General features: G+C 63.2%; 14 protein-coding genes. 9 read left to right on the top strand and 5 right to left on the bottom strand.

The window, feature by feature from the left end:
* Positions 1 to 4: 4 nt before the first annotated feature.
* The 4 genes from J7U39_RS03600 to J7U39_RS03585 are packed head-to-tail and all read left to right on the top strand — an operon-like array spanning position 5 to position 6230.
* On the top strand, positions 5 to 925 hold the full coding sequence (locus J7U39_RS03600) for a DUF58 domain-containing protein (protein WP_210630446.1): 921 nt from the start codon (positions 5 to 7) through the stop codon (positions 923 to 925).
* Entirely contained in the window at positions 922 to 3735 is a 2814-nt protein-coding gene (locus J7U39_RS03595; RefSeq protein WP_210630445.1) for a DUF4159 domain-containing protein, read from the top strand. Before J7U39_RS03600 ends, J7U39_RS03595 begins: the two co-directional genes overlap by 4 nt.
* Before the next feature lies 1 nt (position 3736).
* Entirely contained in the window at positions 3737 to 5809 is a 2073-nt protein-coding gene (locus J7U39_RS03590) for a hypothetical protein (RefSeq protein ID WP_210630444.1), read from the top strand.
* Between the two features lie 4 nt (positions 5810 to 5813).
* Positions 5814 to 6230, top strand: coding sequence for a GNAT family N-acetyltransferase (locus J7U39_RS03585; protein ID WP_210630443.1), 417 nt, complete (start codon positions 5814 to 5816; stop codon positions 6228 to 6230).
* Here the strand turns inward: J7U39_RS03585 and J7U39_RS03580 are convergent, their stop codons facing one another.
* Positions 6231 to 6794, bottom strand: coding sequence for an N-acetyltransferase (locus J7U39_RS03580; protein ID WP_210630442.1), 564 nt, complete (start codon positions 6792 to 6794; stop codon positions 6231 to 6233). It lies immediately after the preceding gene.
* A 218-nt stretch (positions 6795 to 7012) separates the two neighbouring features.
* Here J7U39_RS03580 and J7U39_RS03575 point away from each other — a divergent pair, with 218 nt between their 5' ends.
* On the top strand, positions 7013 to 8002 hold the full coding sequence (locus J7U39_RS03575; protein ID WP_210630441.1) for a glutathione S-transferase family protein: 990 nt from the start codon (positions 7013 to 7015) through the stop codon (positions 8000 to 8002).
* A gap of 54 nt (positions 8003 to 8056) precedes the next feature.
* On the opposite strand, the gene J7U39_RS03570 is transcribed toward J7U39_RS03575, so the two are convergent.
* Positions 8057 to 8533 carry an NUDIX domain-containing protein gene (locus J7U39_RS03570; protein ID WP_210630440.1) on the bottom strand — a complete coding sequence of 159 codons (477 nt, stop codon included), beginning with the start codon at positions 8531 to 8533 and terminating at the stop codon, positions 8057 to 8059.
* A 73-nt stretch (positions 8534 to 8606) separates the two neighbouring features.
* Between J7U39_RS03570 and J7U39_RS03565 the strand changes: the two genes are divergently transcribed.
* The 4 genes from J7U39_RS03565 to J7U39_RS03550 all read left to right on the top strand — a co-directional run bounded on the left by J7U39_RS03565 (position 8607) and on the right by J7U39_RS03550 (position 11769).
* The gene (locus J7U39_RS03565; protein WP_210631583.1) at positions 8607 to 9515 is read left to right on the top strand and encodes a metallophosphoesterase; all 909 of its coding nucleotides are present in this window, start codon (positions 8607 to 8609) and stop codon (positions 9513 to 9515) included.
* Positions 9516 to 9673: 158 nt separating this feature from the next.
* Positions 9674 to 10234: a hypothetical protein gene (locus J7U39_RS03560; RefSeq protein WP_210630439.1), complete on the top strand. Its 561-nt coding sequence runs from the start codon at positions 9674 to 9676 to the stop codon at positions 10232 to 10234.
* Positions 10235 to 10418: 184 nt separating this feature from the next.
* Positions 10419 to 10928 carry an RNA polymerase sigma factor gene (locus tag J7U39_RS03555; protein ID WP_210630438.1) on the top strand — a complete coding sequence of 170 codons (510 nt, stop codon included), beginning with the start codon at positions 10419 to 10421 and terminating at the stop codon, positions 10926 to 10928.
* A gap of 1 nt (position 10929) precedes the next feature.
* Entirely contained in the window at positions 10930 to 11769 is an 840-nt protein-coding gene (locus tag J7U39_RS03550; protein ID WP_210630437.1) for an anti-sigma factor, read from the top strand.
* Positions 11770 to 12053: 284 nt separating this feature from the next.
* Here the strand turns inward: J7U39_RS03550 and leuA are convergent, their stop codons facing one another.
* From leuA to J7U39_RS03540, 3 genes are all read right to left on the bottom strand, one after another.
* Positions 12054 to 13772, bottom strand: coding sequence for a 2-isopropylmalate synthase (gene leuA, locus J7U39_RS03545; protein WP_210630436.1), 1719 nt, complete (start codon positions 13770 to 13772; stop codon positions 12054 to 12056).
* A gap of 156 nt (positions 13773 to 13928) precedes the next feature.
* Positions 13929 to 14054 carry a hypothetical protein gene (locus J7U39_RS32155; protein ID WP_259665256.1) on the bottom strand — a complete coding sequence of 42 codons (126 nt, stop codon included), beginning with the start codon at positions 14052 to 14054 and terminating at the stop codon, positions 13929 to 13931.
* 59 nt (positions 14055 to 14113) lie between these two features.
* Positions 14114 to 15343, bottom strand: coding sequence for a benzoate/H(+) symporter BenE family transporter (locus J7U39_RS03540; protein WP_210630435.1), 1230 nt, complete (start codon positions 15341 to 15343; stop codon positions 14114 to 14116).
* Positions 15344 to 15388 lie beyond the last annotated feature (45 nt).

Genomic DNA, 15388 nt, shown 5'->3' with positions numbered 1-15388 from the left:
ACGCGTGGCATCTATCGGACAGACCGTCAACCCGACGTCAGGCAGCGATGCCCTCTCCCGCGCCAGGCAGCGGGCCTCCCTGATGCCGGACTGCCTGGTGGAAGCCAAGCGCATCGCCAATACGGTGATCGCCGGCTGGCACGGCCGTCGCAAACGCGGCATCGGCGAGAATTTCTGGCAGTTCCGGCCCTATGCAGAGGGCGAGAGCCTGTCGCGCATCGATTGGCGCCGCTCTGCCCGCGACGACCATACTTATGTGCGCGAGCGCGAATGGGAAGCAGCGCACACCATCTGGCTCTGGTGCGACATGTCGCCCTCGATGATGTACAAGTCGAGCTACGGCAGCGTCTCCAAGGAAAGCCGGGCGCTGGTCGTCATGCTGGCGCTTGCCGAAATCCTTGCCCGCTCCGGCGAACGCATCGGCTGCCCCGGCATCATGGAACCTGCCTCCACCCGCAATGCCGCCGAACGCCTCGCAGCCGCGCTCATGCACGCGCCGCTGACCGGCGGACTGCCGGAAACGGGAATGATCCGCGGCTGGAGCGACCTCGTGCTCATCGGCGATTTCCTCGACGACGCTCCTGTTATCATGGAGCGGCTCGGTCCGCTTGCCCGCCGCGGCCTGCACGGCCACGTGGTCGAGATATCGGACCCCGCCGAAGAGATCTTTCCCTATAGCGGCCGCACCGAATTCATTGATCCGGAGACGGGGGCCAAGCTCATCTCCGGCCGCGCCGAACACATCCGCGAGACCTATCGCAACGCCTACCTCGCCCGCAGGGAGAGCCTCGGCCAGTCGCTGCGCCATCTCGGCTGGACCTTTACGACCCACCGGACCGATCATCTTGCCTCGGAGGCGCTGGTCGCGGTCCACATGTACCTCTCCGGCATGCCGGCCAAGGCAACGCATGGAGGGCTGCTATGAACGCCCTCCCCTTCGCTTTCGCCTATCCCGCCATTCTCGGCGCCCTCATCGCCTTGCCGGTCATCTGGTGGCTGTTGCGGCTGACGCCGCCACGTCCGAAAACGGAGGTCTTTCCGCCGCTGACGATCCTTGCGTCGGTGCTGAAGCGCGAGGAAACGCCGGCGCAAAGCCCCTGGTGGCTGACGCTGCTGCGCATGCTGCTCGCTGCCATCATCATCCTTGCGATTGCCGATCCGGTCTTCAATCCGCGCACCAATTCTCTGGCATCGGGCGGCCCGCTCGTCCTCTTCGTTGACAACAGCTGGGCGGCAGCACCCGATTGGGAGCGCCGAGTCCAGACCGCCGACGCGCTGGTGGACGATGCCGAATCCGCCGGCGCGCCGGTAGCGATCGCCTTCACCGCCGATCCGACCAACGATGCCGTGCCCGGCACCGCAGCCAGCGCCCGCGACAAGCTGCGGGCTGCCGAGCCGCGGCCGCTGGTTCCCGATCGCGAGCGCGCTTTCCAAGCGCTGCGCGCGGCGCTCAATGGCGTCAAGCCCGGCACTCTCGCCTTCCTGACCGACGGCGCCGCCGCCAAGGCCGATGATCCGACGGTGCGCAGGCTCGCCGAGCTCCAGCCCGCCGATCTGCGCCTGATCGAGGGCGATGCCACGAAGACGGTTGCCGTCACCGCGGCCAGCAATGCGGCCGACGCCATGACCGTAAAGGTCACACGGCTCGACAGTTCGCGCCCCGCATCAGTGGCGCTGAACGCCGTCGATGCCCAAGGCCGCTCGATCGCCAACGGCAGGGTGGATTTCCGTCCCGGCCAGAGCGTTGCCACGAGTTCGATCACCGCTCCCTTCGAGATGCGCAACGATTTCGCCCGCATCAGCGTCGACAACGGCGCGACGGCAGGCGCGGTCCACCTTCTCGACGACGCGTTCAAGCGCCGCCGCGTCGTCCTCCTGTCCGGCACCGGAGCCGATGAATTCCAGCCGCTGCTCTCGCCGCTCTACTACATCCAGCGGGCGCTGCAGCCCTATGCGGATCTCATCCAGCCCACCGATTCCGATCTGGCCGTCGCCATACCGAAGCTTCTCGCCAACAACCCTTCGATCATCATCATGGCCGATATCGGCCGCCTGCCGGAGGAGACCTACGAACCTCTGACACGCTGGATATCGAATGGTGGCATGCTCCTACGTTTCGCCGGCCCGCGCATGGCGGCGGCACCTGCCGACGATCCGCTCATTCCCGTCATCCTACGCCAGGGAGAACGAGCGCTGGGCGGGACCTTGTCCTGGAGCGAACCGCAATCGCTGGCCGAATTTCCGAGCATCGGCCCCTTCGCGGGCATACCGCGTCCCGCCGATGTCGTCGTCAAACGGCAGGTGCTCGCCGAGCCGACACCCGACCTTGCCGAACGCACCTGGGCCAGCCTCGCCGACGGCACGCCGCTGGTGACGATGAAGCAGCTGGCATCCGGCCAGATCGTCCTCTTCCACGTCACCGCGGAAGCGACCTGGTCCGATCTGCCGATCTCGGGCACTTTCGTCGATATGCTGCGTCACCTCCTGCAGATATCGCGCTCAGGCGGTGTGACGTCCGAGGCACGCAGCAGCGCGCGTGTCTCCGAGACCCTTCCGCCCTACCGCATGCTGACGGCCAAGGGTGTGCTCGTTTCCGAGACTGGCTCGGCGCGACCTCTGATCCCCAGGGCCGGAGCCGAACCGACGGCGAATTTCGACAATCCGCCCGGCCTCTACGGTTCGGAAGATGGTTTCACCTCATTGAACGTGCTGCCCGAGAACGCCGAACTGACGCCGCTCGATACCGCTGGAACCAACGCCGTGCGCGAAGGCTTGATCGGTGGCGAAAGCTGGTCGGCAAAGCCGGCTCTTTTCCTGGTCGCCTTTCTGCTGCTGCTCGCCGACAGCCTGATCGTCCTCTTCATGAACGGCGCTTTCTCGCGATTGCGCCCGGCCGCTCGCGCCGTGGGCGTGATCGCCGTCGTACTCGGCGCAGGCTTCCTGCTGCAGCCCGGCACACTTCACGCCAACGACTCCCGGCCCGATGACGACCTCATTCTGGAGAGGCTTGACAACACGCATCTCGCCTATGTCGTCACCGGCGAGCAGGAAGTCGACAATATATCCGAGCGCGGCCTTGAGGGCTTGACCCAGTTCCTGACCTTCCGCACGACGTTGGAGCCGGCGCCGCCCGTCGGCCTTGACCTCACCAGGGACGAACTCACCTTCTACCCGATCATCTATTGGCCGGTTTCGGCAACGGCGCCCATGCCGTCATCGGCCGCGATCAGCCGCATCGACGCCTATATGCGCAACGGCGGCACCGTGCTTTTTGACACGCGCGACCAGCTCAGCGCTCTGGACAATGGCGGCAATGTCAGCGCTAACGGCCAGCGGCTGCAGGAAATCCTCGCCAATCTCGATATACCGCCGCTCGAACCGGTTCCATCGGATCACGTGCTGACGAAATCCTTCTATCTCCTGTCGAGCTTTCCCGGCCGCTATGCCGGCAGCCCGCTTTGGATCGAAGCCCGCCAAGGTGGCCGCGAAACGACCGAAAAATCGGCGGCGACGGCCGACGGGGTTTCGCCGATCCTGATCACCGGCAATGATTTCGCCGGCGCCTGGGCAGTCGACGAAAACGGCACGCCGATACTGCCGACCGTGCCCTCGGATGAAGGGCAGCGTGAATATGCCTACCGGGCCGGCGTCAACATCATGATGTACATGCTGACCGGCAACTACAAGACGGACCAGGTTCATGTTCCCGACCTCCTCGAACGGTTAGGGCAATGAGATGACCTTCGATTTCTCACCCTTCCTGCCCTGGCCGATTCTGGCCGCACTGGCCGTCGTCAGCGCTCTTATCGCCGCCTTTGCGATCTGGCGCGGCATTCGCGGCGCCTGGATCAGGACACTGGCCGCCCTCGCCCTGCTGACCGCCCTTGCCAATCCCGTACTGCTGCAGGAGGATCGAGATCAGCTGTCGACGATCGTCCCCGTCATCGTCGACCGGAGCCAGAGCCAGCAGACGCCCGAGCGCATGAAGATGACCGATGACGCGCTTGCGGCGTTGAAAGGGCAGCTTGCCCGCTTCCCCCAGATAGAACCCCGCTTCGTCGATGTCGAAGGCGACGTCAACTCCGACGTTCCGTCCACCCGCCTGTTCGACGCGCTGGCAGCCAACATCGCCGACGTCCCATCCGCCCGCATCGGCGGCGCCATCATGCTGACAGACGGCGAAGTCCATGATGTCCCGGCCGCCAATCAGACGCTCGGCTTCGATGCGCCGATCCATGGTCTCGTCACCGGCAAGCCTAAAGAATTCGACCGTCGCATCGAAGTCATCAAGGGACCGCGCTTCGGCATCGTCAACGAGGAGCAGCAGGTCGTCCTGCGCGTCTTCGACGATGGTCCGAGCCCCGGCGGCACGGCCGACGTCACGGTGAAGCTGAACGGCGACGAGATCGCTACCTTGCAGGCAACGCCCGGCCAGGATACGCCTTTCTCCTTCAAGGTGCCGGCTGGCGGCAGCAACGTGCTCGAATTTTCCGTCGCCGGGCTTCCCGGCGAAGTCACCACCGCCAACAACCGCGCCGTCCACGTCATCGACGGCATTCGCCAGAATCTGCGCGTCCTGCTCGTCTCCGGCGAGCCGCATGCCGGCGAGCGCGCTTGGCGCAACCTCCTGAAATCCGACGCCTCGGTCGATCTCGTTCACTTCACCATTCTGCGTCCGCCGGAAAAGCAGGACGGCACGCCGATCAACGAACTGTCGCTGATCGCCTTCCCGACGCGTGAACTCTTCATCGACAAGATCAAGGATTTCGACCTGATCATCTTCGATCGCTATCAGGACCGCGCCAACGTGCTGCCGATGCTTTATTATGACAACATCGCGCAATACGTGGAGAACGGCGGCGCGCTGCTGATCGCCGCCGGTCCGGAACATGCGAGCCCAGAGTCGATCGCGATGACGCCGCTCGCCTCCGTGCTGCCGGCAGAGCCGACTGGCCGGATGATCGAAAAGGCCTTCTATCCTCGTCTCTCCGAGGAAGGGCGCAAGCATCCGGTCACGCGCGGCTTGGACGGCTCCGGCGAGGACCCGCCGCATTGGGGCCGCTGGTTCCGTAGCGTCGATGTCGAACGGCCGCAGGGCGAAACGATCATGGTTGGCGCCGACAACCATCCGCTGCTGGTGCTGAACCGCGCCGGCCAAGGCCGCGTCGCCATGCTGCTTTCAGATCAGGGCTGGCTCTGGGCGCGCGGCTTCGAAGGCGGCGGTCCAAATGTCTCGCTGTATCGCCGCATCGCTCATTGGCTGATGAAGGAACCGGCGCTCGAGGAGGAAGCCTTGACGGCGCGCGCCTCCGGCCGAACCCTTGAAGTCACCCGCCAGACAATCGGCGACAATCCCGGTAACGCCACCGTGCGTTATCCCTCCGGTAAGACCGAAACCTTGCCACTCACCCAGACGGAACCCGGGCTCTACAAGGCCGAGAAACGCATGTACGAGGTCGGCCTGTTTGAAATCCGTAACGGCAAGTTATCGACGCTTGTGCACATCGGCGCCGTCGATGCGCCGGAATTCAAGGCAATGATCTCGACGACCGATGTGCTGAAGCCTGTCGTTGACAGGAGCAAAGGTCTCGTGACCCGTGTCGCCAGCGAAAAGGGCGCGATCAGCGTTCCGCCGATCCTGCCGGTGCGCGGCCAGATCCGCGTCTCCGACAACGAGCGTATGATGATCCGCATGACCAACGAAACGGTCCTGAAGGGAATCAACACGTTGCCGCTCTTTGCCGGCTTCGCCGGCGTCGGCATCCTGCTGCTCGCTTTCGGCGCCATGTGGTGGCGCGAAGGGCGATAGTCGCATGCCGGAATTCGAGCTTACGGCATCGCCTTCGGCTGTGGAGCTCGCGGCCATCACCGATGCGCTCTCGGCCTTCAATAACAGCGATGTCGGCCCTTCGGACCGCCAGCCGCTCGCCGTCCTCGTCCGCGATACCGACGGCAAGGTGACCGGCGGCCTGTCGGGATTTACTGCCTGGGGCTGGCTCTTCACCCAAATGCTTTACATCCCCGATACGCTGCGCGGAACGGGCATAGCCGGCAGGATCCTCGCAAAAGCGGAAGACGAGGCCAAGGCGCGAGGATGTCGTGGCGCCTGGATCGATACCTTCAACCCGCAGGCTCTCCGCGCCTATCTGCGCCAGGGTTATGAAATCTTCGGCGAGCTTGAGGATTTCCCGGAAGGCCGCACCCGCAGCTTCCTCCGGAAAAATCTCTGATCATCCGCGCCAGGCGATTATGCCTTTCAGCCGCTCGTGCACACCCTCGGCGATCGGAACGACCAGCACCCGGCCGGGATCGACGGGACCTGGAAAGGCAAGCGCGTTATAGGCCACCTTCTCGAAGCCGAGCGGACCGTAATAGGGCGGATCGCCGACGAGGATGACGGCTTCCGAACCCTTGCGCCGCGCAGCTTCCACCGCGATCCGCACCAGTTCTCGGCCGATACCTATGTTTTTGTGCGAGGGTCGAACGGCAAGCGGGCCAAGAAGATGTCCCTTCACCGTGCCGGCCAGCACCGGCGTCATGCGCACGGAGGCGATCGTCTCGCCGTCGTCAGCGCAGATGAAGGAGAGCGACAGGTCGTGCGGCCCCTGCTCGCGGATACGCGCGGCCGCCCGCGCGAAGCGGCCCGGACCGAAGGCTTCTTCATTGATATGTTCGATGGCGGCGTCGTGGGACGCGTCTTCGGTGAGGTAGACGAGATCGTGCTTGTACATGATGGCAGAAACCGGTTGGACGGATTGATGGGTCTCGAACACGCCTTCGGCGTTCGGGAGCATCAGCGTCGTCGCGGGTTTCTGGAAATGAACATCAGGCAGGCGTTCCTCAAATCGTGAAAAGGCCGATAGCAGGAAAAATTTCCGCCGTCCAACGCAAAATGCACACCCGATCCTGCTGGCGTGGGGGGCGTGACGCACTGTTCAATCTTTACCACCTGCAAAGCCCCACTATCTCAGCTAACTTCGATTCCAACACGGCAATCAAGGGAATGAAGATCATGGGAATGCTTGTGGACGGCGTCTGGCACGACATCTGGTACGACACGAAGGAGAGCAAGGGGCACTTCAAACGGCAGCCCTCGCAATTTCGCAACTGGGTGACGGCGGACGGCGAGGCCGGGCCTTCCGGAAGCGGCGGCTTCAAGGCTGAGGCCGGGCGGTATCATCTCTATGTCTCCCTCGCCTGCCCCTGGGCCCATCGCACCTTGATCTTCCGCAAGCTGAAGAAGCTGGAGGAGCTGATTTCGGTTTCTGTCGTGGATCCGCTGATGCTCGAGAATGGCTGGGAGTTCAAGATCGGTGACGGCGCTGCCAGCGACCATCTGTTTGGCGCTGGGACGCTTTGGCAGATCTACGTCAAGGCGGATCCGCACTATTCCGGCCGTGTCACCGTTCCCGCCCTCTGGGACAAGCAGACCGGCACGATCGTCAACAACGAATCGGCCGAGATCATCCGCATGTTCAACAGCGCCTTCGACGGGCTGACGGGTTCGAAGGCCGATTTCTATCCGGAGGATCTGCGTGCCGAGATCGACATGCTGAACGCCACCGTCTACGACACCGTCAACAACGGCGTCTACAAGGCAGGCTTTGCCACAACTCAAGAAGCTTACGAGGAAAATGTCGGCAAACTATTCGAAACACTCGACATTCTCGACGAACGCCTGGGCAAGGGCCGCTACCTTTTGGGCGACAGATTGACGGAGGCCGATTGGCGCCTCTTCACCACACTGGTGCGTTTCGACCCGGTCTATGTCGGCCACTTCAAGTGCAACATTCGCCGCATCGCCGATTATCGCAATCTGCCGGGCTATCTCAGGGATCTCTATCAGACGGCAGGCGTTGCCGAGACGGTAAACCTGCAGCACATCAAGCAGCACTATTACCGCAGTCACAAGACGATCAATCCGACCGGCATCGTCCCGGTCGGCCCGGCGCTTGATCTCGACAGCCCGCATGGCCGCGCTACAGCGCCGCGCGTCTTTTAGACGCGCAAAGGACGCTGTAGAACTTTAAATTGCTGCAATGCGGCCTAAAGCTTCTCACCAGCGGTGGTCGGGTTCCTGCTCGCCCCGAAGCTCGGCGAGGCGGCGATGCGTCGCCTCGGTCGTGCCCTCGGGCAGGCTGTCGAGCGAAAAGAACCCGCTGTCGGAAATCTCCCAATCCGGCGGCCGCGGCGCCGTCTGCTCGACGGTCACGCGATAGAATACGACGTGGTCGCGCCGGGTGGTCGTGGTGTTGAAATAGACTTGGACCAGCCGAGGTTTCCCGATGATTCTGAGGTTGCCCTCCTCGCGCAGTTCCTTGGCCAGCGCTTCTTCCGCCGTCTCGTTGCGCTCCAGCCCGCCGCCGGGCATATGCCAGCCGCCGATATAGCTGTGGCGCACGAGGAAGATCCGGCCGTCCGCATCGAAGCAGGCGGCCCTGACGCCCATCGTCATGCCGCGGGCGAAGGAGAAATAGACATGCAGCAGGCGCAGGGCCAGCCTGATGTGAGGGGGCCGCTTCTCTTTATCCACCTTCGTCCCGTTTCGGCTCTTCGTCGCGCCGGATGTGTTTGATTTGTCAATAAGCTGGTCTATGTCTCGTAGCATGTTCAAGCTCGCGCATATTTCCGACGTCCACCTCGGACCACTGCCCCGTCTTTCCATTCAAGAGCTGTTTTCCAAACGCATAACCGGCTTTGTGAACTGGCATCGAAATCGACGCAAGCACCTTTTCGCCAGCACGCTGGATCTGCTGCTCGATGACATCCGCGCCCATCAGGCCGACCATTTGGCCGTCACCGGCGACCTCGTCAACCTGGCGAGCGGCATCGAGATCCGCGCCGCCGCCGCCTGGCTGCGCGTGCTTGGTGATCCCGCCGACACCTCGGTCGTTCCGGGCAATCACGACGCCTATGTGCCGGGCGCTTACGAAAAGTCGATGCGCGCCTGGTACGATTATGTCCGCGGCGACCTCGCCCCGCCGCAATGGCAGGAAGACCGCCGCATCTTTCCCTATCTGCGCGTCCGCGGCAAGGTTGCGATCGTCGGCTGCTCCACGGCCGTCGCCACGCCCCCCTTCGCAGCCTCCGGCTTTTTCAGCGCCCGCCAGGCCCGCGATACGGTGAACATGCTGCGTGCGGCCGGCGAAGCCGGTCTCTTCCGCGTCGTCATGATCCATCATCCGCCGATCCGCGGCGCCACCGCCTTCTACAAACGCATGATCGGCATCCGCCGCTTCGCGGCCGTGATTTCGACCGGCGGCGCCGAGCTCGTGCTGCATGGCCACACGCATCTGAATACGCTGCACTGGCTGCGCGGCCAGGTGCAGCCGGTGCCAGTCGTCGGCATAGCATCGGCCTCGCAGGGACCGGGCAGCATTAAGCCGCCGGCGGCCTACAACCTCTTTTCCATCGATGGCTCTCCGGGCGCCTGGGAACTCACCGGCAAGCGCTTCAGCCTGAACCGGACAGGCGATGCGATGATGCCGGAAAGCGTCGATATTTTCGCCCCTTAGCGCTGGCTTCGGACTCTTTTTATGCAGTAGGTGAATCAATCTCGGAAGGCCCTTTGCCACTGTCGCAACATTTGCCACGGAGGCGGCCTACCCTCTTGGTATTTTTGCCGGTAAGCGTACAATCCGACCGACTGCATTGCCTCAGAACGGAGCCGCCAATGACTTCCCCCTTCCATCGCCCGTGCAGAACAACACTTGCCGCCGGCTTTGCCTTCGCCATCGCGACGGCCGCTTTCGCCGTCGGCGACAGCAACGACGACACCAATCCGCCGCCGAAGACCCAGACGACCAAAACCTGCACCGGCGGCAAGGTCTGGGACAAGGCCAAGAAGGAATGCGTCACCCCGAAGAAGAACAGCTTCAACGATGACGATCTCTATAAGTTCGCCCGCGAATTCGCCTATGCCGGCCAGTATGAGAATGCCATCGCCGTGCTCAACCTTGCCCGTAGTCAGAACGACCCGCGGATTTTGAACTATCTTGGCTATGCCAACCGCAAGGCCGGCCGCATGGAGCTCGGCATGTCCTATTACCGCAAGGCATTGAAGGCGGATGAGAATTATATTCTCGCCCGCTCCTACATGGGCATGGCGCTGGTGGAACAAGGAGACATCGAAGGGGCGCGCGTCCAGCTCGTCGAAATTCGCGACCGCGGCGGCGAAGACACCTGGGCCTACCGCGCGCTGCTGCAAAGCTTAAACGGTTACAGGACATATTGACGCAAGCTTTGCGGTCCAGATTAGGAAAACCCCTTGGGAAGGGGATAAGATGACCGAATGCTTGCGAAGTGCAGTGGATTTGCTTCATAAAGCATCTGCATCCCCGGTGCCGACAAAGCCGGTTTCGCGTCCGATGGCGAAGCTTTCGTCCGCGAAACCATTGTGAATGCTTCTTGGATAGACAATGCGTCAGCCCGCAACGACCATCGACCTCCGGCGTGATCTCGTCGGCCTTCTGCCCCACCTTCGCCGCTTCGCGATCACGCTCGCGGGCGAAGCCGGCGTGGCCGACGAACTTATCCAAGCCGTTTGTCTGCGTGCCATTGCCAAGGGGCACCAGTGGAATGGCGAAGGCCGACTGGAAAGCTGGATATACACGCTTGCCCGTCAGCAGTGGACGGAGGACAGCCGCAAGCGGAAGCCGAAGGCCTCGGCACGCGGCAACGTCACCGACATCCGAGAGGCTGCCCGTGAACGCTCGGCCTCGGTCGATCCCGACGCCATCCATCACATGATCGCCGAAATGCCGGACGGCGTTTCTTCGGTCTTCCTGCTCGTCGATGTCGAAGGACATAGCTATCAGCAGGCGGCCGACATCATGGGAATTTCGACGGCAAGCGTCGTCTCCCAGCTTGCCACCGCAAGGCTGCATTTCGCCGGACTTGCCGGCACCCACCCCATCCACAGGTACTGAATTGCTCGATCTTAGGAAATTGCCGCTCGAAGCCCAGCTCACCGCCCTTCTCGACGGCGAGGTCTCTCCCGAGCAGCGGCACGAACTGGAACAGCGCCTGGCAAGCGACGAGAATGCGCGTCGTCTGCATGAAAAGCTGCGCCATGGCGCCGATTTCGGCCGCCGCCGCCTCGACGATGTCCTGAAGGAGCCGGTGCCGCTCGCCCTCGTCCGCTCGATCAAGAGCACCCAGCCGCCAAAGACGCCGATCGCCCAGCGCGCCATGCGCCCCCAGGTGAAACTGGCCCCGAGCGGCCCGCAGGCGCTGGCAGCCGCTCTTATCCTCTTCGTCGTCGGTTGCGGCATCGGCTACTTTGCCGGCACCACCCCCGATGCCGACGAGATCGCCACCACGACCGCCACGGCGCCTGCCAATACCAACGACTGGCTCGGCGACGTCACCGCCTATCAACGCCTGCTGATCCGCCAGCCCCGTCACCTCGTCGAAGTGCCGGCATCACAGGCCGAAGAAATCTCCAGCTGGCTGACGACCGCCATCGGCGTGCCTTTCCGTGTGCCGGATCTCAGCACCGAATCCTGGACCTTCCAGGGTGCCCGCGTCATTCTCGGCGACAATCGCCCCGTCGGTCAGCTCGTCTATTCCAACAGCGACGGCGACATCATCTCCATCTGCTTCCGCAAGGACGCGCAGCCGCCTGAAACCGACGACTTCAAGGAAACGATCAAGGACGAGATTGGCCTGGTGACCTGGCACAATGCCGGCACCTCCTATGTTCTCGCCGGCCCCTCCGCCGAAGCCACCCTCGGCCAGCTCGCCATGAAGATCGCCACGGCGATCTGATCGGCAGATCGACGATTTGACGCGATAGGGGAAATCGACGTTCAGCGCCAGCGGCCCCCTCATCCGCCTGCCGGCACCTTCTCCCCACTGGGGAGAAGAGACTCGCGGCGACGGTCTCGGTTTCCCCCTCTCCCCGGCGGGGAGAAGGGGCCGTAGGGCGGATGAGGGGGCCACACGGCACGCCTTTCACTGCTTTCGCTTGCGCTTAGCGAAGGCGGAACGAAGTCAACCTAATCGTCAGGCCGCGTCCTACCCAAACGATCGCGGCCTGAACCTTTCGCAGATCAAGCCTTGCCGGCTTTCACCTCGAGCACCCGGTTGGCCGCCGAGACGATCGCTTCCAGCGATGCCGCGACGATGTTGGTGTTGATGCCGGCGCCGAAGAGTTTGCCGCCGGGATAGGAGGTCTCGACATAGGAGATCGCCGCCGCATTCGAGCCGTGCTGCAGCGAATGCTCGGAATAGTCCTCGACCGACATTTCGATGCCGAGATAATGCGACAGTGCGTTGATGAAGCCGTCGATCGGGCCGTTGCCGCGCCCTTCGATGCGCTTGGTCTCGCCATTATCGGTGATTTCAGCTGCTACGATCCGCTGGCCTTTGCGCTCGGTGTCGGGATAGGTGTGGTGGTCGACGAACTTGAGGCGCGCCTCGGGCTGCGTCACGTAACGCTCGATGAAGCGGTCGTAGATGCGCTTCGAGGGAAGCTCCTTGCCCTCGACGTCGGTGATGCGCTGGATATCTTCACGGAACTCGACCTGCAGGTTGCGCGGCAGGTTGAGCCCGTAATCCTGCTGCAGGATGTAGGCGATGCCGCCCTTGCCGGACTGCGAGTTGATGCGGATGATCGCCTCGTAGGAACGGCCGACATCGCGCGGATCAATCGGCAGATACGGCACTTCCCAAACGGGATGGTTGGCGACCTGTGCGGCCTTCATGCCCTTGTTGATCGCATCCTGATGCGAGCCGGAGAAGGCCGTATAGACCAGCTCGCCCACATAGGGGTGACGCTCTGCAATCGCCATCTGGTTCGAATATTCGAACACTTCCTTGATCCGCTCGATATTCGAGCAGTCGATCCCGGGATCGACGCCCTGCGTGAACATGTTGAGCGCCATTGTCACGACATCGACATTGCCGGTGCGCTCGCCATTGCCGAACAGCGTGCCTTCGACGCGGTCGGCGCCTGCCAGCAAGGCCAGCTCGGCGGCGGCGATGCCGGTGCCTCGGTCGTTATGCGGATGCAGCGATACGATCAGGTTCTCGCGTTTGTCGAGATTGCGGCACATCCATTCGATCTGATCGGCATAGACGTTCGGCGTCGCCATCTCGACAGTGGACGGCAGGTTGATGATGAGCTTGTTGTCCGGCGTCGGCTTGACGACCTCGATGACGGCGTTGCAGATCTCCAGCGCCACCTCCAGCTCGGTGCCGGTGAAGCTCTCGGGCGAATATTCGAAACGATAGCCGCCGCCGGCCTTGGCTGCCATGTCGGTGATCATCTTGGCGGCGTCGACGGCAATCTGCTTGATGCCCTGCACATCTTTGGCGAAAACGACGCGGCGCTGCAGCTCGCTGGTCGAGTTATAGAAATGCACGATCGGCCGGTTTGCGCCTTCCAGCGCTTCGAAGGTGCGGGTGATGAGCTCCGGGCGGCACTGTACCAGCACCTGCAACGAGACATCGGCGGGCACGTTACCCTCTTCCACGCACCAGCGGGCGAAATCGAAATCGGTCTGCGAGGCGGAGGGGAAACCGATCTCGATTTCCTTGAAGCCCATCTCGAGCAGCAGATGAAACATCCGGGCCTTGCGGTCGTGGCCCATCGGGTCGACCAGCGCCTGATTGCCGTCGCGCAGGTCGACCGAGCACCAGACAGGCGCCTTGGTGATGGTCTTGGTCGGCCAGGTGCGGTCGGGAATATTCACCTGCGGATAGGGCCGGTACTTCATCGCGGCATCGGGCATGCCCTTCGCGGAGGATCGGCTGTTGGTATTGTCCATTGTCTTGTCTCCTCGTGCCGGCATTTGCCCCGCCTCTTAGCCGATCGCATCGGACTTGGCGATAAACAAATGCGGACCTTCTTCGGTCGTTGGGTCAATTTTGAAAGTGAGTCGCGAGGAGCGATACCGGGCGGGCTTTCGGCCGCCGGGCGCTCCTCAACGGACCCGGCAACCGCGCGTAAGGCCGAGGAGAAGAAGCGAGGTCACGGCGCTCGAGACGTCACGCAGGGCGATGCGGCCGCGTGCAATCGTCTCGGAAATCTTGGCGCCAGAGGTCTTCATGGCCGCGCTTATAACCTTGGGCAGCGAAACTGGCAAGCCCTCGCGGCCCGCCGCCTTCGTTACCCGGACTGAGGCCGGTCTTTCCAAACCCTCACCAGCTGCGACAGCACGAGCATCAGCCCGCCGGCGATCAATCCCCAGAAAGCGCCGGAGATGCCGCCGAAGGAAACGCCGGATGCGGTGACGAGGAAAGTGATCGCCGCCGCCTCGCGCGATTCCTGCGCCTGGAAAGCCGACATCGCCGAGGATGAGAAGGCCCCGACCAGCGCCAGCCCCGCCACCGCCTCGATCAGAACGGGCGGCGCCAAGGCGACAAAGGCCGTCACCGCGCCGGCAAGCAGCCCGAGGATGATATAACCGACGCCGGCGATCAGCGATGCCCAATAGCGCCGCTTCGGATCGGCATGGGCGTCATGCCCGGCGCACATGGCCGCGGTGATCGCCGCCAGGTTGACGGCATGGCCGCCGAAAGGCGCCGACAGCAGCGAAAAGAAGCCGGTTACGGCAAAAAGCGGGCCTGGCTTCGGATCGTAATGATTGACCTTCAGCACCGCGATGCCCGGAATGTTCTGCGAGGCCATGGTGACGATGAAGAGTGGCAGCGCGATCGAGATGAAGGCCGCAAAGCTGAATACCGGCCGGACGATTTCCGCCGTCGGCATCAGCGATCGTTCGAGCGAGGCGAAAGCGCCATCGGGAATATCGATGCCGAAGGCGAGCACCAGCACGAAGGCTGCGAGCGCGGCCGGCACCGCCCAGAGCCGCTTGAAGGCACCGACGACGATCCAGGAAATGACGATCGGCAGACCGAGCAGCGGATTGAAGCCGATCGCCTTCACCGGCGCGAAGCAGAGACCGATCAGCACACCGGCGAGCATCGCATTGGCGAGCGGCGCAGGAATGGCGGCCACCGCCCGGCCGAGCGGTTTGAACAACCCGGCAATGATGATCAGTACGGCGCAGATCAGGAATGCGCCGACCGCTGCATTGAAACCGCCCTCGATCGCTCCGGTGCTTGCCAGCAGTGCCGCCCCCGGCGTCGACCAGGCGATGCTGATCGGCAATCGGGTGACGGCGCTGAGCACGATCGCGCAGACGCCCATGGAGATCGACAACGCCATCAGCCCCGAAGCGGCCTGCGCATCCGTCGCACCCACCGCCTGCAGCCCGTGCAGCACGACGGCGAAGGAGCTGGCGGAGCCGACGAAAGCGGTAAGCAGCCCCATGAACAGGGCCTGGACGGAAAAATCTTTGAGCATGGCGGACTCTGAGCTGCGGGAATGGCGCATGGAGCATGATGGCTGCCGCCTGCGCAAGTCCAGATTGAGGGCTTT

It is taken from the genome of Rhizobium sp. NLR16a (genome assembly GCF_017948245.1).
Lineage (GTDB): Bacteria > Pseudomonadota > Alphaproteobacteria > Rhizobiales > Rhizobiaceae > Rhizobium.
The sequence above is the reverse complement of the archived record's forward strand: the minus strand, read 5'-3'. Positions and strand labels throughout refer to the sequence as shown.